Source organism: Rhodobacteraceae bacterium M385 (assembly GCA_025141835.1).
Taxonomy (GTDB): Bacteria; Pseudomonadota; Alphaproteobacteria; order Rhodobacterales; family Rhodobacteraceae; genus Gymnodinialimonas.
This window is the reverse complement of record CP081102.1, coordinates 2,500,950-2,523,659: the sequence shown is the minus strand read 5'-3', so window position 1 is coordinate 2,523,659 and position 22,710 is coordinate 2,500,950. Positions and strand designations below refer to the sequence as shown.

The 22,710-nt window shown below is 61.0% G+C and carries 23 protein-coding genes and 2 tRNA genes; 10 read left to right on the top strand and 15 right to left on the bottom strand.

Annotated elements, in window-relative coordinates; genetic code table 11:
- A tRNA-Tyr gene (locus tag K3728_12295) sits at positions 1-84 on the bottom strand.
- A gap of 130 nt (positions 85-214) precedes the next feature.
- On the opposite strand from K3728_12295, the gene rlmB reads away from it, so the two are divergent.
- The 3 genes from rlmB to K3728_12280 all read left to right on the top strand — a co-directional run bounded on the left by rlmB (position 215) and on the right by K3728_12280 (position 1,976).
- Positions 215-997, top strand: a complete 783-nt coding sequence (rlmB, locus tag K3728_12290) for a 23S rRNA (guanosine(2251)-2'-O)-methyltransferase RlmB (protein ID UWQ94492.1) — start codon at positions 215-217, stop codon at positions 995-997.
- Between the two features lie 7 nt (positions 998-1,004).
- Positions 1,005-1,325, top strand: coding sequence for a hypothetical protein (locus K3728_12285; GenBank protein ID UWQ94491.1), 321 nt, complete (start codon positions 1,005-1,007; stop codon positions 1,323-1,325).
- A gap of 180 nt (positions 1,326-1,505) precedes the next feature.
- Entirely contained in the window at positions 1,506-1,976 is a 471-nt protein-coding gene (locus K3728_12280; protein ID UWQ94490.1) for a CoA-binding protein, read from the top strand.
- 104 nt (positions 1,977-2,080) lie between these two features.
- Here the strand turns inward: K3728_12280 and K3728_12275 are convergent, their stop codons facing one another.
- The 4 genes from K3728_12275 to hisA all read right to left on the bottom strand — a co-directional run bounded on the left by K3728_12275 (position 2,081) and on the right by hisA (position 4,291).
- Positions 2,081-2,395, bottom strand: coding sequence for a phosphoribosyl-ATP diphosphatase (locus K3728_12275; GenBank protein UWQ94489.1), 315 nt, complete (start codon positions 2,393-2,395; stop codon positions 2,081-2,083).
- Positions 2,392-3,153, bottom strand: a complete 762-nt coding sequence (hisF, locus tag K3728_12270; GenBank protein UWQ94488.1) for an imidazole glycerol phosphate synthase subunit HisF — start codon at positions 3,151-3,153, stop codon at positions 2,392-2,394. Before hisF ends, K3728_12275 begins: the two co-directional genes overlap by 4 nt.
- A 65-nt stretch (positions 3,154-3,218) precedes the next feature.
- Positions 3,219-3,578 carry a hypothetical protein gene (locus K3728_12265; GenBank protein ID UWQ94487.1) on the bottom strand — a complete coding sequence of 120 codons (360 nt, stop codon included), beginning with the start codon at positions 3,576-3,578 and terminating at the stop codon, positions 3,219-3,221.
- A complete protein-coding gene (gene hisA, locus K3728_12260) occupies positions 3,575-4,291 on the bottom strand; it encodes a 1-(5-phosphoribosyl)-5-[(5-phosphoribosylamino)methylideneamino]imidazole-4-carboxamide isomerase (GenBank protein ID UWQ94486.1) in 717 nt (238 codons plus the stop codon). Before hisA ends, K3728_12265 begins: the two co-directional genes overlap by 4 nt.
- 147 nt (positions 4,292-4,438) lie before the next feature.
- Here hisA and K3728_12255 point away from each other — a divergent pair, with 147 nt between their 5' ends.
- On the top strand, positions 4,439-4,828 hold the full coding sequence (locus K3728_12255) for a DUF2147 domain-containing protein (GenBank protein ID UWQ94485.1): 390 nt from the start codon (positions 4,439-4,441) through the stop codon (positions 4,826-4,828).
- Positions 4,829-4,905: 77 nt separating this feature from the next.
- Here the strand turns inward: K3728_12255 and K3728_12250 are convergent, their stop codons facing one another.
- The 4 genes from K3728_12250 to K3728_12235 all read right to left on the bottom strand — a co-directional run bounded on the left by K3728_12250 (position 4,906) and on the right by K3728_12235 (position 7,113).
- Positions 4,906-5,346 (bottom strand): hypothetical protein, encoded by a 441-nt coding sequence (locus tag K3728_12250; GenBank protein ID UWQ94484.1) that lies wholly within the window; start codon positions 5,344-5,346, stop codon positions 4,906-4,908.
- A 164-nt stretch (positions 5,347-5,510) separates the two neighbouring features.
- On the bottom strand, positions 5,511-6,149 hold the full coding sequence (hisH, locus tag K3728_12245) for an imidazole glycerol phosphate synthase subunit HisH (protein ID UWQ94483.1): 639 nt from the start codon (positions 6,147-6,149) through the stop codon (positions 5,511-5,513).
- A gap of 69 nt (positions 6,150-6,218) precedes the next feature.
- Entirely contained in the window at positions 6,219-6,806 is a 588-nt protein-coding gene (gene hisB, locus K3728_12240; GenBank protein ID UWQ94482.1) for an imidazoleglycerol-phosphate dehydratase HisB, read from the bottom strand.
- Positions 6,807-7,038: 232 nt separating this feature from the next.
- Positions 7,039-7,113 (bottom strand) — tRNA-Gly (locus K3728_12235).
- Between the two features lie 177 nt (positions 7,114-7,290).
- Here K3728_12235 and K3728_12230 point away from each other — a divergent pair.
- On the top strand, positions 7,291-8,268 hold the full coding sequence (locus K3728_12230; GenBank protein ID UWQ94481.1) for a hypothetical protein: 978 nt from the start codon (positions 7,291-7,293) through the stop codon (positions 8,266-8,268).
- A 66-nt stretch (positions 8,269-8,334) separates the two neighbouring features.
- On the opposite strand, the gene K3728_12225 is transcribed toward K3728_12230, so the two are convergent.
- The 4 genes from K3728_12225 to K3728_12210 form a co-directional block, all read right to left on the bottom strand.
- On the bottom strand, positions 8,335-9,168 hold the full coding sequence (locus K3728_12225; GenBank protein UWQ94480.1) for a metallophosphoesterase: 834 nt from the start codon (positions 9,166-9,168) through the stop codon (positions 8,335-8,337).
- A 242-nt stretch (positions 9,169-9,410) separates the two neighbouring features.
- Complete coding sequence (locus K3728_12220; GenBank protein ID UWQ94479.1) at positions 9,411-12,851, bottom strand: pyruvate carboxylase; 3,441 nt, start codon at positions 12,849-12,851, stop codon at positions 9,411-9,413.
- A 283-nt stretch (positions 12,852-13,134) separates the two neighbouring features.
- The gene (locus tag K3728_12215) at positions 13,135-13,515 is read right to left on the bottom strand and encodes a hypothetical protein (protein UWQ94478.1); all 381 of its coding nucleotides are present in this window, start codon (positions 13,513-13,515) and stop codon (positions 13,135-13,137) included.
- 66 nt (positions 13,516-13,581) lie between these two features.
- Complete coding sequence (locus K3728_12210) at positions 13,582-14,724, bottom strand: alpha-hydroxy-acid oxidizing protein (GenBank protein ID UWQ94477.1); 1,143 nt, start codon at positions 14,722-14,724, stop codon at positions 13,582-13,584.
- Positions 14,725-14,909: 185 nt separating this feature from the next.
- On the opposite strand from K3728_12210, the gene K3728_12205 reads away from it, so the two are divergent.
- A complete protein-coding gene (locus tag K3728_12205; protein ID UWQ94476.1) occupies positions 14,910-17,378 on the top strand; it encodes a UvrD-helicase domain-containing protein in 2,469 nt (822 codons plus the stop codon).
- 88 nt (positions 17,379-17,466) lie between these two features.
- On the top strand, positions 17,467-18,033 hold the full coding sequence (locus K3728_12200; GenBank protein UWQ94475.1) for a hypothetical protein: 567 nt from the start codon (positions 17,467-17,469) through the stop codon (positions 18,031-18,033).
- Here the strand turns inward: K3728_12200 and K3728_12195 are convergent.
- The gene (locus K3728_12195) at positions 18,030-18,635 is read right to left on the bottom strand and encodes a LysE family translocator (protein UWQ94474.1); all 606 of its coding nucleotides are present in this window, start codon (positions 18,633-18,635) and stop codon (positions 18,030-18,032) included. The genes K3728_12200 and K3728_12195 overlap by 4 nt on opposite strands.
- A gap of 72 nt (positions 18,636-18,707) precedes the next feature.
- Between K3728_12195 and K3728_12190 the strand changes: the two genes are divergently transcribed.
- A complete protein-coding gene (locus K3728_12190; protein ID UWQ94473.1) occupies positions 18,708-19,160 on the top strand; it encodes an Lrp/AsnC family transcriptional regulator in 453 nt (150 codons plus the stop codon).
- Positions 19,161-19,535: 375 nt separating this feature from the next.
- On the opposite strand, the gene K3728_12185 is transcribed toward K3728_12190, so the two are convergent.
- Positions 19,536-19,757, bottom strand: coding sequence for a DUF1127 domain-containing protein (locus K3728_12185; GenBank protein ID UWQ94472.1), 222 nt, complete (start codon positions 19,755-19,757; stop codon positions 19,536-19,538).
- Between the two features lie 187 nt (positions 19,758-19,944).
- Between K3728_12185 and K3728_12180 the strand changes: the two genes are divergently transcribed.
- Both K3728_12180 and K3728_12175 read left to right on the top strand, forming a co-directional pair.
- Positions 19,945-21,147 carry an MFS transporter gene (locus tag K3728_12180; GenBank protein UWQ94471.1) on the top strand — a complete coding sequence of 401 codons (1,203 nt, stop codon included), beginning with the start codon at positions 19,945-19,947 and terminating at the stop codon, positions 21,145-21,147.
- A gap of 31 nt (positions 21,148-21,178) precedes the next feature.
- On the top strand, positions 21,179-22,267 hold the full coding sequence (locus K3728_12175) for an Mrp/NBP35 family ATP-binding protein (protein ID UWQ94470.1): 1,089 nt from the start codon (positions 21,179-21,181) through the stop codon (positions 22,265-22,267).
- The last annotated feature ends 443 nt before the right edge of the window (positions 22,268-22,710 follow it).

Genomic DNA, 22,710 nt, shown 5'->3' with positions numbered 1-22,710 from the left:
TGGTGGGCGACCCTGGAATCGAACCAGGCGTGAGTCGCCTCGAGGGAGTTACAGTCCCCTGCCACACCTTGCGGCCTGTCGCCCACCGGGGCCGGATTTCTCCGGCGTGAGCGCGGAATATCGACGTCCGGCGGGGGGGTCAAGCGGGAATGCGCCTTGCGCTTGGCTCAAGTGCTGCGCAGTAAGGAAGCCACACACAAAGGCTGAGGGTATCATGGCCAAAAAACCGACTTGGGTGATTGATAAAGAACGCGGCAAACGGGCGGCGGCGGCGGAAACCATCTGGTTATTCGGCCTTCATGCCGTGCGCGATGCCCTTGCCAACCCAGATCGGCAGGTCTTGCGCTTGGTCGTGTCCCTGAATGCGCAGGGCAAACTGGCCGATGCCATCGACGCACGCGGGATTGAGGCAGAGATCGCCGATCCCCGCAAATTCCCTGTGCCCCTTGATGCTGGATCAGTCCACCAGGGGGCTGCGGTCGAGGTCAAACCGCTCGATTGGGGTGATTGGCGGGCCTTGGCGCGCGGCGATGGGGCCAAACGTTCGGTTGTGGTGATGCTGGACCGGGTGAGTGATCCGCACAACGTGGGCGCGATTCTCCGCTCGGCCGAGGTGTTCGGCGCGACCGCCGTAATCGCCCCCGCCCGCCATTCTGCGCCGGAAACCGGGGCTTTGGCCAAAACCGCTTCGGGCGCGTTGGAACGGATGCCCTACGCACGCATCGGCAACCTTGGCGACGCGATGGAGGCCCTAAAGGCCGATGGCTTTTGGATGGTCGGCTTGGCGGAAGAGGGGGCAGAACCCATCGACGCCGTCGCTACCCGCCACGCGGAAAGTAACATCGCGCTGGTTCTGGGGGCTGAAGGGCCGGGGCTGCGTGAGCGTACACGCGAATTATGCGACGAACTGGCGAAAATCCCCTTTGCCCGCGACTTCGGGTCGCTCAACGTCTCCAACGCGGCGGCGGTGGCCCTATATGCCCTAACGAGGGGCTAATACGCCGATGCCACATGCCACGAAGATCGCGACCTGCTGTTACTGCGGACGCAGGCAAACCCTGCGCCTGACTGCGCGGGAGGGGCATGAGCTGGCCTGTGGCGCTTGCGGGGCACCGTTGCACGAGATGAAATGGCTGAAGCCGCCCGAGGCGCGGCGCGAGGGCGTGAAACGATCCCCGGAAACAATCGCCCCCCATGGCTATCGACCAAAGGACCGGGCGGCAGAGCGGCCCAAGAAGGGGCGCAAGAAGAAGAAACGCCGCTCGTCGATCTGGAAAAAAGCGCTGGAAGAGGCGTTTGACGTGATCGAGGACATTTTCGACTAGGCCATTTCCGGCGCGATCACGTTTTTGTTGCCGACCTTCAAGATCCGGTTACAGGCCCCATATAGGAATCAGGCAGCGCGGGACGGAACCCTGCGCGCCCATCTCTGTCCCTCGTTCCGAAACTGCGCCCGCCGGTGAAAACCCGCTGCGGGCGCCTTTTTTGTTTGATAGGGTGGGGCCATGACGACGACTCCCTCTGATGATCTGTTGCGCCATGTGTTGCGCTCTTCCCGTAGCTTTGCCTGCGTGGGCGTGTCGCCCAATCCGGTGCGGCCAAGCCATTACGTGGCGCGATACCTGAAGCTGAAAGGCTTTCGCGTGGTGCCGGTGAACCCGGTCCATGTGGGAAAGGAGCTGTTTGGCGAAACCGTCGTGGCGGATCTAGCGGCGGCGGGTCCGGTGGATGTGGTGGATATTTTCCGGCGGCCCGAGCATGTGCCGGATATCGTCGATGCCGCCCTTGCGCTGCCAACGCCGCCAAAGGTTATCTGGATGCAGATTGGCGTGATCCACGCAGAGGCCGCCGCAATGGCAGAAGCAGCGGGGCTGACGGTGATTCAGGATCGCTGCCCAAAGATCGAATATCAGCGCCTGTTTGGAGAGCTGCGGATGGGTGGGTTCAACACCGGGATCATCAGTTCGAAATTGTGAATTTGGGGGCTGTAGACCGGGCTTAAGCCCGGTTTGCGGGCGTCGGGTGGCCCCGGGCTTAAGCCCGGTTTACATTGGCAGGGCGCACCGGGCCGAGGCCCGGTCTACGGCTGTCGGGCGGCTTTTTCCGCGATGCCCGAGGTGCCATGACGGCGTGCCAGTTCATCCTCGATATCAGCAAGCGACACGTCGCGGGCGGCGCACATCACCAGCAGGTGATAGATCGCGTCGGCGGCCTCGGACGTCAGTTTTTCCCGGTCGCCTTTGACTGCTTCGATAATCGCTTCCACGGCCTCTTCACCGAACTTCTCGGCGCATTTCTCGGGGCCTTTGGACAGCAGTTTGGCGGTCCAAGAGGTATCGGGGTCCGCCCCTTTGCGGGCGGCAATCGTGTCGGAAAGCTGGTGCAGTGGGGTCATGTGAGCCTCACGGGGATGCCGGCGTCGGCCATGTGTTGTTTGGCCTCGGCGATGGTGTAAGTGCCGAAATGAAAGATGGAGGCGGCCAGTACGGCAGAAGCGCCGCCCTCGGTTACGCCTTCGACAAGGTGGTCTAGCGTGCCAACCCCGCCCGATGCGATGACAGGCACCGGTACAGCGTCAGACACGGCACGGGTCAGGGGCAGGTTGAAGCCCGCCTTGGTGCCGTCGCGGTCCATGGAGGTCAAAAGGATCTCCCCCGCGCCTTGGGCCACGACCGTTTTGGCAAACTCCACCGCGTCGATGCCGGTGGCTTTGCGGCCGCCGTGGGTAAAGATCTCCCACTTGCCGGGGGCCACTGTCTTGGCGTCAATCGCCACGACGATACACTGAGAGCCGAACTTGTCCGCCGCCCGGGCAACACAGCTTGGATCGGCCACAGCGGCAGAGTTGAAGCTGACCTTATCGGCCCCGGCCAACAGCAGATTGCGCACGTCATCTACCGTGCGCACGCCGCCCCCGATGGTGAGCGGCATGAAACACTGCTCGGCGGTGCGGGTGGCCAGATCATACATGGTGCCGCGGTTTTCGTGGGTAGCTTTGATGTCGAGGAAGCAAAGCTCATCCGCGCCTGCCAAGTCATAGGCGCGAGCCTGTTCCACCGGGTCGCCCGCGTCGATCAGGTCAACAAAGTTAACGCCCTTAACGGTTCGACCTTCGGCCACGTCGAGGCAGGGGATGATGCGTGTTTTTAACATGGGGATGTCTTAGGGGATTGCGGGGCAGGGGGGAAGCCGTGTCACGTGCTGGAGTGGTCCGGTTGTTACGGTTTGCCAGCGCGAATGACGATTTCGGTGATCGCGCCGCCGACCAGCAACAGCACCCCATAGAGCACACCGACCGCCAAGCTTATCCCCGCGAGCGTGATGATAAAATTCGCGCTTTCCACAGCTAGGGAATCGCAACGGCCGAAGCCATACAGCCAGTTACCGTCGCAATTGCCCATGGCATACAACATCAATGCGAAGCAAAGGGTCAGCCAGACGGCCCAAAATAGGGCACTGTAGCGCAAGATGCGCGCCAGTTTGAAACCGGCGCTGAACCAAGCCCACAAAAGAAACAGGCCGCAAATCAGGTACAACGGCCCAAGGAACAAGAACGATCCAAGGACCGCGTCATTCATGCCAGCGCCGCGAGGGCTTCACCCAAATCAAGCGCCCCATCGTACAAAGCTCGGCCCGATATCGCACCCGCGATCACGCCCGTATCCTTCAGCGCCGTGAGATCGGCCATGGACGAGACACCGCCACTGGCGATCACGGGGATTGAAGTGGCGCGGGCCAGATCAGCGGTGGCCGCCACATTGGGCCCGCCCATGGCACCATCCCGGTCAATATCGGTGTAGATGATGGCGGCGACGCCCGCGTCTTCGAACGCTTGGGCCAGATCGGTGACCATCACGTCGGTTTCTTCCGCCCATCCTTTGGTGGCTACGCGCCCCTTGCGGGCATCGATGCCCACGGCAACTTTGCCGGGGAAAGCTCGGGCGGCCTCGCGCACCAGATCGGGGTTTTCGACGGCCACCGTTCCCAAGATCACCCGCGCAATGCCTTTGTCTAACCACATCTCGATCGTGGCCATGTCACGGATGCCGCCACCCAATTGCGTGGGCACCGAGGTGGCAGCCAAGATCGCCTCGACCGCCGCGCCGTTCACCGGCTCCCCCGCAAACGCGCCGTTCAGGTCCACCAGATGCAACCATTGGCAGCCCGCATCCTGGAACGCCTTGGCCTGGGCGGCGGGATCGGTGTTGAAGACCGTCGCCTCCGACATTTCGCCACGCAAAAGCCGCACGGCCTTGCCGTCTTTAAGGTCGATGGCGGGGTAGAGGATCATCTGGGCGCATCCTTCGGTCTGCTAGGTTTTGCGGGTTTTCCCCCATGTGTCGCGTCAGCGCAAGGGTCAGCCGCCGCCACGTCACTCTTGCCAGAAGGGGGAAACTTTAGCCACGGTCTGAGCAGAGAGATTTGGGAGGATCATCACATGAAGAAGTATCTATTGGCCGCATGCATGGCCACATTCGGCATGACCGGCGCGGCGCTTGCGGATGCGGCCCATGGCGTTTGGCAAACCGAGGTGGACGACGGCTCTTACGCTTATGTCACGATTTCCGGTTGTGGCGCGGCGGTTTGCGGCACCATCAGCCGTACATTCAATTCCAGTGGCGAATACCAGTCCCCGAACCTTGGGCGTCAGATCGTGATCGATATGGTCCCCAACGGCGACGGCTCCTACGAGGGCTCTGTCTGGCGGCCATCTAACAACCGCATCTACATTGGCCGGATGAGCCTGAGCGGCAACGCCCTCACCCTGCGCGGCTGCGTGGCGGGCGGCTTGATTTGCGCTCGACAGAACTGGACCCGCGTACAATAAGCGCCTGAGGCTTCAAGAAAAAAGGGCGGTCCCGAGGGGCCACCCTTTGTGGTTCAATACTCGCGAAAGGTTGCGGCTTAGCTACCGTAGGGCTGCCAACGCGAAAGACGGATGGTCGAGGCACGGGTGCCCGCCGGGGCGTTCATCGCGCGACGGACCTGAGAGGAAGACGCACAAGACAGAACGTGGCCGCCGTTCGTCGTCCGGGCGCTGACGCATAGACCATCGCGGCCATTATCTACTTCGCCGGAATAGATCGGGTATCCTTGGCCGAACGGCGTGGGATTCGGGCCGGGAACAAGGCGGCAAACGGTGCGCAGGCCCGCGTTGTCGCGCGAATGCTGTGTCAAGGCCACGATCTGACCGTAGGCGTGGGGAACTTCCAGTTCCAGATCAAAGACATAGTTGCCGGTGAAGCAATTGGCCGCTGTGTAGTTCTCTGGATAGATGACGGTTGTGGTGGGCGTACAGGCCGACAGGCCGACAAGGGCCAGAACGGCTAAAGCAAAACGGATCAAAGGAAGCTCCTGAGGTTGATGAATCACGTATCCGTGAAGGCTAGCCTCTGGGCGCGTCAGGTAACACCCGCAAAACGGGGCGGCGAAATCAAAAAGATGGGGGCTGTCTCTGGGTAGACCTGTCTAAATGGACAGGTGCGATGCGCAATGCCGGGAACGGGCAGCTAAGGCCGCCAAGCCAGGAAGTTGGCGATCATGCGAAGCCCCGCGGATTGGCTTTTTTCGGGGTGGAACTGCATCCCAACCATTGTATCGCGTCCAACAATGGCCGTAACCGGCCCGCCATAATCCACATGGGCCAAGACCTGCGCGTCTTGGGCAGGTTTCATCGCGTAGGAGTGGACGAAATAGGCGTGATCGCCTGTTTTCACACCCTCTAGCACCGGGTGGGGGCGGTCGATCACCAGATCATTCCACCCCATATGCGGCACCTTTAGGGACGGGTCCGAGGGCGCGATTTCAATCACCTCGCCGGGAATCCAGTCGAAGCCGGCGGTGTCTTCATACTCCCGCCCCCAGCTTGTCATCATCTGCATGCCGACACAGATACCTAGGAAGGGTTTCCCTTTAATCTCAACGGCTTCCAGCACGGCTTCCTCTAGGCCGCCGAACAGTTTCAACCCGTTGCGACAGGCCGGGAAAGCGCCGTCGCCGGGCAGAACGATCCGGTCGGCACGGGCCACGACATCGGGGTCGGACGAGACCACAAGTGGGCCCGCATCGGTTTCCCGCGCCATGCGCTGAAACGCTTTCTCGGCCGAGTGCAGATTGCCCGCGTCGTAATCAATCAGGACCGTCGTCATTGGGGTGCTTCCCGTATCTGGAGGGCGCTGATTGGCCTCGTGTCCAAGGCCAATCGCGGTTGTAGTGCCTTAAAGGCTGCCCTTGGTCGAAGGGATTGCATCGGCCTTGCGTGGATCAACCTCTAGGGCGTCGCGCAGGGACCGGGCCACGGCTTTGAACGCCGCCTCGGCAATGTGGTGGCTGTTGAAACCCGCCGCTTGGGTGATGTGCAACGTGATGCCGCCGTGAGTGGCGAAGGCTTGGAAGAATTCGCGCACCAATTCTGTGTCAAACGTGCCGATTTTCTGGGTTGGCATCTCTACCTCCCAGACCAGAAACGGCCGCCCCGACAGGTCAAGCGCGCAAGCCACACGGGCGTCGTCCATTGGCAGAACGCATTCGCCGTAGCGCTTGATGCCGCGTTTGTCGCCCATCGCTTCGGTCAATGCCTGACCAAGGGCAATGCCCACATCTTCGACCGAATGGTGATCGTCGATGTGCAAATCACCCGAGCAGCGTACCGTCATATCGATCAGCGCGTGGCGCGCCAGTTGGTCGAGCATATGATCAAAGAAACCGACACCGGTCTGGTTGTCGTAGGTGCCCGCGCCATCAAGGTTAATTTCGACCGAGATATCCGTCTCGGCGGTTTTGCGGGTGATCTGGGCTGTGCGCATTGGGCCTCTCCTATCGTCGCGACGCAGGTGTGGGGCCGCGGCGCTGTGTTGAGCCGTGTATAGGGGGCAGGTGGGGCCCTGGGAAGGCCGGATTGGGGCAGAGGGCGGCGCCGTGGCAGCCTTGCACAGATCGCCGGAACGGAAGGGAAATCAGCCAAGGCCCAGAAACGACGAAGGGCCGCCGGTTAAGGCGACCCTGTCGATAAACCACTGGGGTAGAAGTGGTTCAAATTGGAGCGGGCGAGGCGATTCGAACGCCCGACCCTAACCTTGGCAAGGTTATGCTCTACCCCTGAGCTACGCCCGCTCACTTGAATGAGCGCTTCCTAATAAGAGTTCACGCAAGGCGCAAGAGGGAAATTCCCTCCTTTTCACAAACATGTGGATTGGACCAAGATAATCGCGCAAGATCATACTGTTCTAACCGCTTTATCGGCGCTCATTTCGGGGGGCTGAGGGCTGTGTACTCACTTGGAGACCGTTTATGAATTTCATCAGACCCCTTAAATTTAACGCTCTGTCGGCAGGGATTCTTGCGGGGCTTGTGGCCATGCCCGCTACCGATGCCGCAGCCCAGACAGAAGCCTTGACCCTGACGAGCATGACGGTGACGCGCCACGATATTTTGCGCAATATTGATACCGAGATGGCCTCTCCCTGCTGTGCACAGCACACGTACGAATCTGGGGCTGACAGTGACTTCATTTATCTCGATGTGGATTTCTCCGTCGCGTGGAGCGACGAGCTGGAACGCATCCAGATTTCCTCGAGCGATATCGAATTGCAACTCGACACCGAAACCGAAGGGCGCAGCGCTTGGGGTCGGGTGGATTTCTTCCCCAACGTCCAGCGCGGCGGCAGCAGCCTGTCGGCGCGGCGCCCCCGCGACTTCCCCGATGAGACCGCAGGTGCCTATTTGAACCTTGTGTTCACCGTACCCGCCGATGCCTCCACAGCCACCTTGGTGATTGGAGAGGGCACCGATGCCCTGCGTTTGCCGGTTGATCTTGCCGTAGAGGCCACGGAAATGCCGGCCGCGGCCAGCTTTTACGACATCAAGGTCGTCAACATCTCCACAACGCCAGAATTGGTGACCGAGGACCGCGTGAGCCGCAACACGATCGACGGGCGCATCGTGCCGGGTCTTGGGGTGATTACACGGGTCGAGATCGAGATGACGCCATTTGTCAGCGCCGACACCGACAATGAACCCGGAGAGAACCAAGTCTTCAACCGCAACACCGCTTTTGCCTTGGTCGGGCCAGAGGGCTTGCCCCTGATTAGCTTGGGCCGATCCACCAGCGGATCCATCCGTAACGGTTTCAGCAGTTCGATCAGCTGGGACGGCGATGGGGCCGGGCCGACGACGACCCTGACGATGTTCTACCTCGGATCCGGTGCTCCGGGGGATTATCAGCTCTACTTCTACGACAGCCACGTCGCGGATGTGACGTTGCAATAGCTTAGCGCCACGCAAGCGAAGGCCCGGATGACCGAGATGGTGATCCGGGCCTTTTTCGTTTCGGGGTCAGTACGAAAGCACGGTGCCGTCCGACAAAGCGAAGTCTTCCGTATGGACCACCACCGTGTCTTTCAGCGCCAAGAGGATGCCGTAAGCCCCCGGCTCATCAACGCTATCGGCGAAGGTGCCTTGGCCCAGGATCATCGGGATCTGGTGGCAGGGGCTTTTCAGGATCGTGACCGGCAAGCCACCGCCCGCAGGGTTCGAGGCGCTGGCATGGATGGTGCGGTGAATATGGCCGCAGATCAGGTGTTTTACGTGAGGGGCGCCGTGCAAGCGGCTGAGAAGATCGTCGGAATTGGCAAGGCCAATCGCGTCCATCGCCCAGAACCCCACGGGGCAGGGAGGATGGTGGGTAAAAACCACGACATCCTTCCCGTCGGTCGCGGCACGGGCCAGCTCGGCATCCAGCCACGCCAGCCGCACCGGGCAAAGCCAGCCGTCCTGTTCCAAGGGCGCGCGGTTCTCGTAATCATGGGTGTCGAGGATCAGAAGGCGAAGGGGCCCGAGGTCCAAGGCATGTTGCGCGAATCCATCGGTATTTAGGCCGTCGGGGAAGGCGGCAGTGAGGTGTTGGCGCAGGTCGTGGTTACCCATCGTGACGGTCACGGGGATCGGGCAATCGGCGAGTGCCGGGGCGAGGCGAGCGTATTCGGCGGGGTCGCCGGTGTTGGTAAGGTCGCCCAGAAGAATGATGTGTTGCGCATCGGGGTGGCGGGCGAGCGCATGGGAAAGAGCATCGGTAAAGCGTGCCAGAGGATCGAGGCCGATGATCGTCTCACCGGGAGGGGTGATGTGGAGATCGGTGAAGATCAGCGCTTTGTCGAAGGGGCTATTCATGGAGAGAGGGTGGCGGAAGCTTTGAGTTTGGGCAAGGGGGGAGTGTTGAGGGGGTGATGCGAAGACGAGAGGTGCGGCGGCTGGGTCGGGCGGAGGGATTGAGTTGTATTGGCCAAGATGAAGGGGGAGCGTGGCGCGCCATAGCCGGAGGAGGGGGGAGGCAGGCAAGGAAAAAGCGCCGGGGCGGGCGGCCACGGCGCTTTGAGGGATAGCTGCGAGAAGCGTAGCGAGGAAAGGCTGCGCTATTCCAGTTCGACCAGCAGATCCTTCGCGTCGATCTGGCCCCCGGGGGAGACATGGACGGCCTTAACCACCGCGTCGCGGTCGGCATGGATGCCGGTTTCCATTTTCATCGCCTCGATTGTGAGCAGGAGCGTGCCCTCTGACACCTCTTGTCCTGCTTGTACGCCAACGGAGGCGACCACGCCGGGCATGGGGGCCCCGATGTGGTTGGGGTTGCCCAGTTCCGCTTTGGGCCGTTTGGCCGAAGTGGCGGAGACGAGGCGGTTGGGCACGCGCACCGTACGGGGTTGGCCGTTGAGTTCAAAGAACACCCGAGCCTCGCCTTCTTCATTGGTCTCACCAATGGCCACGAGGCGGATTTCCAGCGTGACACCTGGGTCGATCTCGGCCTCGATCTCTTCGCCCTGGTCCATGCCATAGAAAAAGGTTTTCGTGGGCAGGGTCCGCACGGGTCCGTAGTCGGCGTGGCGGGTGGCGTAGTCGGTGAAAACCTTGGGGTACATGAGGTAGCCGTTCAGGTCCTCGTCGTCGATCTCCACGTCCAATTGCTTGGCAAGATCGGCCCGGGTCGCTTCGATATCCACGGGCTCCAGATGTTTGCCGGGGCGTTCCAGGTTAGGTTTCTCGCCTTTCAGGGCTTTCTTGACGATCCCCTTAGGGAAGCCGTTGGGGGGCTGGCCCAGATCGCCCTTCAGCATGCCGATGACGCTGTCGGGAAAGGAGACATCGACGGCGGGGTCTTCGACCTGCGCGCGGGTCAGTCCTTGGGACACCATCATCAGCGCCATGTCGCCCACAACCTTGGAGGACGGCGTGACCTTCACGATATCGCCGAACATCTGGTTCACATCGGCGTACATCTGCGCCACTTCGTGCCAACGCTCTTCCAGCCCCATGGAGCGGGCCTGTGCCTTGAGGTTGGTGAACTGGCCGCCAGGCATCTCATGCAGGTAGACCTCGGACGCAGGGGCCTGCATGCCAGACTCAAACGGCGCGTAGTTGGCGCGAACGGCCTCCCAATAATCCGAGATTTCGCGGATCGCGCCGATGTCGAGGCCGGTGTCACGTTCCGTGAAGCGCAGGCTTTCGACAATCGTGCCAAGGGTCGCCTGGGAAGTGTTGCCCGACAGCGCATCCATCGCGCAATCAACGGCGTCAACACCGTGGGCGCTGGCGGTCAGGATCGTGCCCGCCGCAACGCCCGCCGTGTCGTGGGTGTGGAAGTGGATGGGCAGGTCCACCGCGTCTTTCAGGGCGGGGATCAGCACTTCGGCCGCGGCGGGGCGTAGAAGACCCGACATATCCTTGAGGCCCAGAACATGGGCGCCCGCCTTCTCCAATTCCTTCGCCATTTCAACGTAGTACTTCACGTCGTACTTGGAACGTTCAGGATCGAGAATATTGCCGGTGTAGCAAATCGTGCCTTCCACGATCTTGCCGCTTTCGCCCACGGCGTCCATCGCGACGCGCATGTTTTCTACCCAGTTGAGGCTGTCAAATACGCGGAAGACATCGACGCCACTTTCCGCCGCTTGCTTGACGAAACCTTCCACCACGTTGTCAGGGTAGTTGGTGTAGCCCACGCCGTTCGAGGCCCGCAGAAGCATCTGCGTCATGATGTTGGGCATCTTTTCGCGAATATCGCGCAGGCGCTGCCAAGGGCATTCCTGCAAGAAGCGGTAGGCCACATCAAAGGTCGCACCGCCCCAGCATTCGACCGAGAACAGTCCCGGCAGGTTATGGGCATAGGCGGGTGCGGCCTTGATCATGTCAATCGAGCGCATGCGCGTCGCCAGAAGCGATTGGTGTCCGTCGCGCATGGTCGTGTCAGTAATCAGGAGCTGCTTTTGCTCTTTCATCCATTTGGCCACGGCCTCGGGGCCTTTGGCGTCCAGCATGGTGCGGGTGCCGGCGGGAGGTGCCTCGACCGGGGTGCGCGGTGCGCGCGCAGGTTTCAGATCGGCGGCAGGTTTGGGGCGACCCGCGGTCTCTGGATGCCCGTTCACGGTGATGTCGGCGACATAGCGCAGGATTTTTGTGGCCCGGTCCCGGCGGGGGCGGAAATCGAACAGCTCTGGCGTCTCGTCAATGAACTTGGTGTGGTACTGATAATTCAGGAATGTCGGGTGCTTCAGCAGGTTTTCCACGAAGGCGATGTTGGTAGACACGCCGCGGATACGGAATTCGCGCAGGGCACGGTCCATCCGAGCAATTGCCGCATCGGGGGTGGGGGCCCAAGCCGTCACTTTCGTCAGCAGACTGTCGTAGTAACGGGTGATGACCGCGCCGGAATAGGCGGTGCCGCCGTCCAGCCGGATGCCCATGCCCGTGGCCGAGCGGTAGGTGGTGATGCGGCCGTAATCAGGGATGAAGTTGTTGGTAGGGTCTTCCGTCGTGACCCGGCATTGCACGGCGTGGCCGTCCAGCTTCACATCGTACTGTGAGGCAACACCAGTGGCGCCCGCCAGCATCTTGCCCTCGGCGATCAGGATCTGCGCGCGCACAATGTCGATGCCGGTGACTTCTTCGGTCACCGTGTGTTCCACCTGTACGCGGGGGTTCACCTCGATGAAGTAGAAAGCGCCGGTGTCCATATCCATCAGGAATTCGACCGTGCCCGCGCATTCATAATTCACATGCTCGCAAATCTTCTTGCCGAGAAGGCAAATCTCATTGCGCTGCATGTCGGTGAGGTAGGGGGCGGGTGCGCGTTCGACAACTTTCTGGTTGCGGCGCTGGACCGAGCAATCACGCTCATACAGGTGATAGATATTGCCGTGCTGGTCGCCGAGGATTTGCACCTCGACGTGGCGGGCGCGGATGATCATCTTTTCCAGATAACCTTCGCCGTTGCCAAAGGCGGCTTCGGCTTCGCGGCGACCTTCCAGAACCTTTTCTTCCAGCTCATCCTCGGACGCAATCGGGCGCATCCCGCGTCCGCCGCCGCCCCAAGACGCCTTGAGCATCAAGGGATAGCCGACCTCTGCCGCCTGCTTCTTGATGGCGTCCATGTCGTCGCCAAGAACTTCGGTGGCGGGAATAACGGGCACGCCCGCTTCAATGGCGACACGACGGGCGCTGGCCTTGTCACCAAGGGCGCGCATGGTTTCCGCCTTGGGGCCAATGAAGGTGATGCCGTTTTCGGCGCATGCATCAACGAAATCGGGGTTTTCCGACAGCAAGCCGTAGCCGGGGTGGATTGCGTCAGCGCCGCATAGTTTTGCAACGCGGATGATCTCTTCGATGCTGAGGTAGGCGGCAACCGGCCCCAAACCTTCGCCGATTTTATAGGCCTCGTCCGCTTTGAAGCGGTGCAACGACAGCTTGTCTTCCTCGGCGTAGACCGCGACCGTTCGCTTGCCCAACTCGTTGGCGGCGCGCATCACGCGGATTGCGATTTCGCCGCGATTGGCGATGAGGATTTTCTTGAATTCGGCCATTGTAACGCCCCCAGTATGCAGTTGCAGCATTCTTGAACGTATGCGCGGGGAAGGGCAAGCAGAAGCGCGTCTTGGTTAACAGCCGCCCGGCCCGGTGTAACGGACGGCGTTGAAGCCGGTCTGGTCAACGTGCCCTTCGCCATGCACGGCCATGCCTGCTTCTGCCGCTATTAAGCCGGACTCGCGCAGGTTTTATGGGCGAGCGGAGGGGGCCAGCGCCCTTAATGCGAAGCAGGCGAGGCAGAACAAGGGGGGCGCAGCCTCACCTCGGAAGCAGGGCGCGTCAGCTTTCGGGGCGAAGTCGTGCGCGAAACGGCGCTGTCATCTGCCAGCGGATCAGGAAATGCTCATCCCAGACCGCGTAATCGACACCATGGGCGCGGGCCACGGCCTCGATCTGGAACTCGTATTGCGACTCGATATTGTCGGTGTCGATCAGGATCACCATCGGCTCCCGGTCCGTCAGCATGGCGTTGAACGTTGCCTGATGCAGGCTGTCATAAGCGCCACGCGTGTGATCAAGCCCGATTTCGATCGCGTGGGTGTCCGAGATGCAATCAATGCGAACATAGCTTTCCACCGCATGGAGGCTGTAGGGCTCTCGGTGTTCCGCCTCCCCGCCCAACATGGCACATAGAATCGCAATGGCTTGGGCTTCGGTCATGGGAACGATATAGGAACATTAACCTTTGGTGTTAACCCCTCCTTTACGTTTCCGGTTTATGGCCCGTTAACCTTTGATCAGCCGACTCCCCAGATCCTCAAGGCGCCGTGCCCCGATTTGGGCCATGTTGCTTTCCATGTCTTTGACCAAGATGTCGTACCAATGGGCCGGGCCGTCGTGTCCCAATGCGCCAAGGGCGTAATGCCAGGGGCGGCCCATCATCACGAAGTCAGCCCCAAGCGCCAAGGCGCGCAGGATATCCAACCCGCTTTCCACGCCACTGTCGAATATGACTGGCAGATCAGTGGCGGCCCGCACTCCCGGCAGCATACTGGCCGCCCCCGGTGCCCCGTCAAACTGACGCCCCGCATGGGTCGAGACCCAAACAGCATCCACCCCCTCAGACGCCGCCCGCGCTGCCACCTCCGGCTCACACACCCCCTTCAATACCAGCGGCCCGTCCCACGCTTCCCTTAAGGCGGCCACGTATTCCCAATCCGGCGCGGCTCTCAAAAGGTATCCCACATGGGCGGTCGAGGGCAGGGGCCCCTTGGCCAAATCCGCCGCATAGCTGTCCATCAACCGCATCCGCGGCATTTCCCCAAACCCGATCCCCGCGGCCCAAACCGGACATCGCGCCACTTGCGCCAGAAGCCTCGGGGTCAGCCGGGGTGGTTGCACTAACCCGCCTCTCGTCTGCCGCTCCCTGCGGGACGCCGCCGGCACATCCACCGTAAGCACCAAGGTGTGAAATCCCGCTGCCTTGGCACGCTTCAGCATATCGTCGCGCACCTCTGCCGATTTGGGGGGATACATCTGAAACCACCCCTGATCACCAATCTGCCCGGCCAAAGCCTCTGGCACCTCGGTCGCCACGGTTGAAAGCCCGTAGGGAATGCCCGCCCGCGCCGCAAAGCCGCTCAATATCCGCTCCGCCTTCGGCCAAATCAGCCCCGACATGCCCAACGGCGCAATACCAAAAGGGACCGAATAATCCTGCCCCATCAACTGGCACCGCAGATCAGGGGCCACCTCTCCCAACAAGGCGGCGGGGCGCAACAAGACCTCGTCCAACGCTGCGCGATTACGGGCGGCACCAGCCTCCACTCCCGTGGCCGAATCCAAATATTCCCACACGAAATGCGGAATACGTTGCCGCGCCCGTGCCTTCAGGTCGCTCAATGCGGGAAATTTTGCGTGTAAATCCATTCTCGAACTCAACCCCTCAACCCGCTCAACCTCAACCACTTTTCGCGCCCCTCTTTCATCTTTTCACAAATATCGCAGGGAGTTTGAGGGGCTGGCCCCTCAATTCCACCTTCGCCACAGTCACCACGCAGAACAATCTGCGAACATACCTTCCCCTTGCGCCATTCCCGCACTATCCTTGCCCCATGACCCAATTCGACGATTCCGATGCCTTCGAGGCTGCCGCCACCACCTCCCTTGCTGCCCGTGCCATGGCCGCGCGTCCCCAGGGCGCGTCTTCTTATATGGAGGGGCTAAACCCCGCCCAAGCCGCCGCCGTTCAGCAGTTGGACGGTCCGGTTTTGATGCTTGCAGGCGCGGGCACCGGCAAAACCCGAGCGTTGACGGCGCGGATCGCCCATCTGATCGCGACAAATACCGCCCGCCCCAACGAAATCCTCGCCGTGACCTTCACCAACAAGGCCGCGCGCGAGATGAAGAACCGTGTCGGCGCGCTTCTCGGTCAACCGGCTGAAGGGATGCCCTGGCTTGGCACGTTCCACGCGATCTGCGTGAAGCTCCTGCGCCGTCATGCCGAACTTGCCGGGCTGAAATCCAACTTCACCATTCTGGACACCGACGATCAGACCCGTCTGATGAAGCAGCTCATCATTGCGGAAGACATTGACGACAAACGCTGGCCCGCCCGGGCGCTGGGCTCCATCATCGACGGCTGGAAAAACCGGGCCCTGACGCCTGACAAAGTCCCCAGCGCCGATCACGGCGCGTTCAACCACCAAGGGGTGAAGCTCTACGCTCAGTATCAGGCCCGCCTGAAAGAGCTCAACGCCTGTGACTTCGGTGATCTGCTCCTCCACGTCATCCAGATTTTCCAAGAAAACGAAGACCTTCTGGCCCAGTATCAACGCTGGTTCCGTTACATTCTGGTGGACGAATACCAAGATACCAACGTCGCCCAATACCTCTGGCTGCGCCTTCTGGCGGCAGGTCACAAAAACATCTGCTGCGTCGGCGACGATGACCAATCCATCTACGGCTGGCGCGGGGCAGAAGTGGGCAACATCCTGCGGTTCGAGAAAGATTTCCCCGGCGCCCATGTGGTCCGGCTGGAACAGAACTATCGCTCCACCAAGCATATTCTGGCCGCCGCCAGTGGGGTTATTGAAGGCAACCGGGGACGGCTCGGCAAAACGCTCTGGACCGATGGCGACGACGGCGAGAAGGTGCGCCTGATCGGCCATTGGGACGGCGACGAAGAGGCCCGTTGGATCGGTGAAGAGATTGAGGCTATGGGCCGCGGCACCCGCGGCATGGCCCCCATCGGCCCCAATTCCATCGCCATCCTCGTCCGCGCCTCTCACCAAATGCGTGCCTTTGAAGACCGGTTCCTGACGATCGGCTTGCCTTACCGCGTCATCGGCGGCCCGCGTTTCTACGAGCGGATGGAGATCCGCGATGCCATGGCCTACTTCCGCGTCGTTGTTTCCCCCGATGATGATCTGGCGTTTGAGCGTATTGTGAACACTCCCAAACGGGGCCTTGGCGACAAGGCGCAACAGACGATCCAGAAGATGGCCCGCAGCAACGGCGTCAGCCTGCTGGAAGGGGCGCGGCTTTGCGTGGAAACCCAAGCCATTGGCGGCAAGGGCGGGCGAGAGTTGCGCACTTTGGTGGAAGGGCTGACCCGGTGGCGGATGCAGCTATCGGGCGATCTGCACGCTGTCGGTCCCGTCGATGACCTGATCGAGGAAGAGAACACCCCAAGCGGCATGAGCCATGTGGAACTGGCCGAAATCATCCTCGATGAATCCGGCTACACCGCCCATTGGCAGAATGACAAAACCCCTGAAGGGCCGGGGCGGCTAGAGAACCTCAAGGAACTGGTCAAGGCCCTGGAAAACTTCGAGAACCTGCAAGGGTTCCTCGAACATGTCAGCCTGATTATGGATAATGAGCAGGACGACCAAGAACCCAAGGTCACGCTCATGACGCTCCACGCCGCCAAGGGGCTGGAGTTTCCGGCCGTCTTTCTGCCGGGCTGGGAAGACGGGCTGTTTCCGTCCCAACGTTCCATGGATGAAAGCGGTCAAAGCGGGCTGGAGGAAGAGCGTCGCCTTGCCTATGTGGGCATTACCCGCGCCGAAGAAGTCTGCACGATCTCCTTTGCGGGCAACCGGCGCGTCTACGGCCAATGGCAATCGCAATTGCCCTCGCGCTTCATTGATGAACTGCCTGAAGAAAACGTTGAAATCCTGACCCCACCCGGTCTTTACGGGCATCAAGGCGGCGGCCACCAAGGGGGGATATCTGCCACCGCCAGCCCGGTCGAGCGGGATATGGCGGGCTCCAACCTGCACCAAAAAGCGGCGAACGCCGATGTTTATAACTCGCCGGGCTGGAGACGTCTGCAAGCTCGCCAAGGCCAATACGGCACGCGCCAGCCGTCCGAGGCCAAGTCCATGACCATCGACGCCGAAGCGATCAGCGCCTTTTCCGAGGGCGACCGGGTATTTCACCAGAAGTTCGGCTATGGCGATGTCGTCTCGGTCGAGGGCGACAAACTGGGGATCGAGTTCGACAAGGCCGGTAGCAAACATGTTGTTGGCCGCTTCTTGGTGCCCGCCGGCAAAGAAGGGGGCGATGTGCCGTTTTAGGGGCCGCCCGCAGCGGTGGATTTCCGCCCCTCGACCAAGAGCGTCCGGCGCTCTAGTGTCCATATCAAGACCTTAGACGGAGAATGCCATGTTGCGCCCCCTTTCGGCCTTGGCCGCGCTGCCCTTCCTTGCGGCCATTGCCAGCGATGCGCAGGCGCAAGAGTTTCTGACCCGTGCCGAGGTGATCGCCCATATGGATGCCTCGGTTTTCTGCTACCATCCCGATGAGCGTCTGGCCTGTGGTTGGGCCGAAATCTACACGGAGCAGAATGAGGATCACGCCGTTCTCGTCACCGCCAGCGCCACCTGGGACTATCCCATGGAGATCGCTCAATACCGCATTGATTGGCGCGGCGATGCCCTGTGCATTCCGTTTGAGGATCAGGGTCTTCAGGCCATGTGGGAAGCGGAAGGCTATCGTTTCCCCTTCAGCCTAGAGGGATTTACCGCCCTGCCGGATGACGATTTGCCCGCGCGCCGGGACGAAATGCGCGAATCCGCCCCGCGGGAGTTCTGTTTCCAGTACACCACAGACCCCGATGTGCCCGGCCAATTGCTGCAACATGTGTTCCGCGATGGCGTTTGGGATGAAGTAGCCGACCCGATCGCCTTAATCCCACGCTTTGCCAGTGGTGTTGCGATTCGCCCCAACTAGTTGCCCGAGCCCAGAATCAGCGGATAGAGCGACAAAACTAGCAGCCCCGCCATGGTCCAGTTGAACACCCGCAAACGCACCGGCCCATCCAGCCAGCGGCGTACCTGGGTGCCGCCCCACGCCCATGTGGCCACCGACGGCAGGTTCACCATGGCAAACACAACACCGACAATTACGGCCCCGCCCCAACCCGCGCCCTCGGGCGCATAGGTCGTTTGGGCGTAAATCGACATGTAGACTGCCTTGGGGTTCACCCATTGGAACCCTGCCGCTTGCAAGAAGGTCAGGGGGCGCGCGTCCTCTTTCGCTTCGGCGGGCGGCGCGGAATTGGCGACCTTCCACGCAAGCCACAGCAGATAGGCCACGGAAATCACGGTCAGAGCCGTACGCAACCAAGGCACCCAGTCGAAAATCTGCACCAACCCAAGGCCCAAAAGCACCGTCATTGCGCCGTGCCCCAAGGACACGCCCAACATATGCGGCACCGTGCGTCGCAACCCAAAGTTCACGCCCGAGGCCATTAACATGATGTTATTGGGCCCCGGCGTGATGGAGGATGCAAAAGCGAACAGCACAAGGCCAGTTAGGATTTCGTAAGTCATAGCGCAATTCTACGGTGACGCTGGCCGAATGAAATTGCATAATGCGGTGTCTAAGGTCATATTTGACAACAAATGACGAAAATAGATGAAAAAGACCGCCATATATTGCGTGAGCTGTCGCGTGATGGGCGCATGTCGAACCTCGATCTGGCAGAGCGTGTCGCATTGTCACCCTCGGCTACCCTGCGCCGGGTGCAGGCGCTTGAAGCGGGCGGTGTGATCTCGGGCTATCGGGCGGTTTTGGACCCGGCGGCCATGGGTACCGGCTTTATTGCTTACATTACTGTGGGTCTCGGCCTTCATACCAAAGCCGCACAAGAAGCTTTCGAGGCCGCAGTGGCCCGCGCCGCAGAGGTGGTGGAATGCCATAACATCACCGGAACTGTGGAATATCTGCTGCGGGTCGAGGTCCAAGACTTGATCGCCTACAAGCGGTTTCACACCGACGTGCTGGGGGCGCTGCCTCAGGTCGCTACGATGACCACCTTCGTTGTTATGGGCTCTCCCAAGGATACCCGCGCTTAGCGCATTTTCCTAAAACGAAAAAAGGCGATGACGGTCTTCTGGGAGGAAGGGACCATCACCGCCGATTTCTGGCCCGCCCAATGGGAGGAGAGAGCAAGGCCGTCGCGCAGCGTCCGTCCAAGGGAGGAGAGGACATTCGCCGCTATATCCAGACCTAACCAATGGGAGGAAAGGGTCGGTCTGTCGTATGGTGTCACTCCAAGGGAGGAGGAGGAGTTTCACCGTTCATCGCGGCCCCAATGGGAGGAAAGAGGCCGGATATCTGACCCCGGGAGGGGTCTTTGTTAGGGTGCGGGCGCATCCATGGGAGGACGAATGCGGCCCGCTGTCCCGGATGCTCTGTGGGAGGACAGAGCCCGGTATTACGTGTGTCGCTTAGGCGTTTTTGCCGAAAGCGGCTTCCATTGCGATGCGTGTGATCATGGAGCGGTGGATGCCCAGATCAGCCAATTCGCGGCCGGAAAGTTCCTGAAGCTCGCTCAGCGTGCGGCGGTAAACGCGCCAGTTGCTGTAGGCTTCTGTCAGGGTGTCGCGCAGTTCGGCGAAGCGTTGGCCGAAAGAAGCGGTGATGGTGCGGTTACCTGTTACGTAGGCCATGATAGTCCTCGATTTCGTCTGCGGGCTGTGGGAGCTCTTGCTCTTCCGGTGCCCAAGTGATTGTTCTGTGTCGTCTTGTTGAGATTGAAGATAGGCGAATGCTGCAGTTGCACAATGGACGATATGGAAATGCTGCTATGCAGCGAGTGCATGACACGTTTTCGTTACATTACTTAGGGTTAACTCAATGTTGATTGCGGGCGGCGCCTTTAAGGATCGGCAGTTTCGGTTGTTCTTCGGCGGAGTCTTCTTCGCAGTGCAAGCGATCTGGATTCAGCGTGTGACCCTTGGATGGCTTGCGTGGGAGCGGACGGGGCAGGCCTCGGCCGTGGGGATTGTCGCCGCGCTCAGCCTGTTTCCGACTTTGGTGCTTGGGCCCTTTTTTGGGGTCATGGCGGACCGCGTCGATATCCGAAAGGCGGCTTTCGCCACCAATGGGCTGATGGCTGCGATTATCGCGGTGCTGGCGATCTTTGCCAGTGATGTGGGTGCTGTGGGTTTGGCATTGGCCGCGCTCAGCATCGGATTGATCTCTGCCGCGCACCATCCTGTACGCATGTCGCTTGGCCCGCGATTGGTGGCGAAAGATATGGTGCAGCATGTGGTTGCGGTGACGGCACTGAACTTCAACATGGCCCGCCTTGTCGCCCCGGTTTTTGCGGGGTGGGTGATCGCCACGGCGGGCGGGGCGACGGCGCTGTGGCTGGCGGCTCTGTGCTATGTCCCAATGCTTCTTGTCCTGCCCGCCCTGCACCCCCGAGATCTTCCGGCCCGCCCGTCGGCCCCAATCCTAAGCGACCTGATAGAGGGCATGCGCTACGCCGCTCAAGATCCGCTGATCCGGCAAGCATTGCTTATCACGCTCGTCTTTGCCTCAACCGCAAGGGGCGCATTAGAGGTGCTGCCGGTGGTTGCCGATGGCGGCTTTGCGCGGGGCGCTGCGGGGTTGGGTTATCTAACCGCCGCCGCCGGGGCAGGGGCGGTGACATCGGCGTTCCTGAAGGCGGCGGGTGTATCGGCGGTGGGGGCGCGTATCCCGACCTCGGTCTGGGTGTCGGCCTTCGTGGGACAGGCGGCGGTGATGGGCATGGGCCTTGCGCCAAGCTGGCCGCTCGCACTCTTTGCCACGGCTGTAACAGGATTAACCGCGACGTGGTGCGGGGTTAGCCTGCAATCGGCGATCCAAACGGGTCTGCCTGATGCTTTCCGGGGCAGGGTGATGAGCCTTTGGGTTGTCGTCGGTTTCGGCACGGTCTCCATCGGCTCCATCGCTATCGGGGGGGCGGCGGATTTCGTGGGGATCGGCGGCGCGTTGGCGATTGCGGGCGGTTTGGGCGCAATTGCCATGGCCGTTGTGGGGGTGCGCGCCCGGTCAATCCACCCTATGTGAAAGAAAACCTGCCTAACAAGGATGAGAGCCCATGGCCCAGACCCGCGAAACGATCCTAGAGGCCCTGAAGGCCATCGGCCTACCGGACGGCGGCGATCTTGTCAGCCGCGACATGATCCGCGCCCTGACGGTGCAGGAGGGCAAGGTCAGCTTCATTATCGAAGCCCCATCCCCCGCGATTGCACAACAAATGGCGGGCCTACGATCGGGGGTCGAGGATTTTGTCGGCAAGATGGAGGGTGTCACACAAGTCTCTGTCGCGCTGACGGCCCATAGTGCCGCGCCGTCCGCCCCAGCCGCCCCCAAGGGTGCACCGCCTAGCTTGTCGGTGGGCGGGCATATGAAGCCGCAAGAAGGCTCCATGAAACCCAAGGGTGTGAAACGCATTATCGGGATCGGCTCGGGGAAGGGGGGCGTGGGCAAATCCACTGTCTCTACCAATCTTGCCGTCGCTTTGGCCCGTCAGGGGCGCAAAGTGGGGCTGCTGGACGCCGATATCTATGGGCCAAGCGTGCCCCGGATGATGGGGGTGAACAAACGCCCGGCCTCGCCCGATGGCAAGACGATCATTCCCTTGCAGGGGCACGGCGTCACCTTGATGTCGATTGGCTTCATGCTGCCGGCGGAAAAAGCCGTGGTTTGGCGCGGACCGATGCTGATGGGGGCGTTGCAGCAGATGCTGACCCAGGTGGAGTGGGGCGAGTTGGACGTGCTTCTCGTTGATCTGCCGCCCGGCACCGGTGATGTGGCGATGACGCTTTGCCAGAAGTCCGAAGTGACCGGCGCGATCGTTGTCAGCACTCCGCAGGACGTGGCGCTTCTAGATGCCCGCAAGGCGCTTGATATGTTCTCGTCCCTCAAGACTCCGGTTCTGGGGTTGATCGAGAACATGGCCTCTTACCACTGCCCCAATTGTGGCCACGAGGCGCATATCTTCGGGGAAGGGGGCGTGCGGGCCGAAGCCGAGAAGATGGACCTGCCGTTCCTTGGTGCGCTTCCCATCGACCTCGACACACGGATCGCGGGCGACGACGGCACCCCCATCGCGGCGGGCGACAGCCCTATGGCCGAGGCCTACGCGAGCCTTGCCAAGCGCTTCATCGACGGCGGCATGGCCTAAACGAACCTGTCGGGGGTCATCGCGCCCCCGACGCAGACGATTCAAATCCATCTCAATTGCGATTCGAATCAGAAAAATAAGAACAAAACAAGATCACGCGGCCGTGATCGCCGGAGGGTTGGGGGATTTTGGGAAAAATCTGCCACCATCCTCCACTTTCCTCCCACACACAGCTTCACCCCAAGATGATGGGATTTTCCGATGTTTAACCACAACATGGGCGCTTGTCCTGTGACTTATCCACACCACATCCTGTGTTTTGGAGGGTCAGAAATCAACAGATTGGGGGTTTGTCCCAAAAAAAGGAGTTGAATGGGAGTCATTCCCGTGGGACAAGAATTCATCGACAACGAGACAAGACAAAGGATCACAAGATCCGAACCAAAAACAAAAAAATGGCAGGTTCATACAGGCATCTCATTCGTCGAAAAAAGAGATCCGGC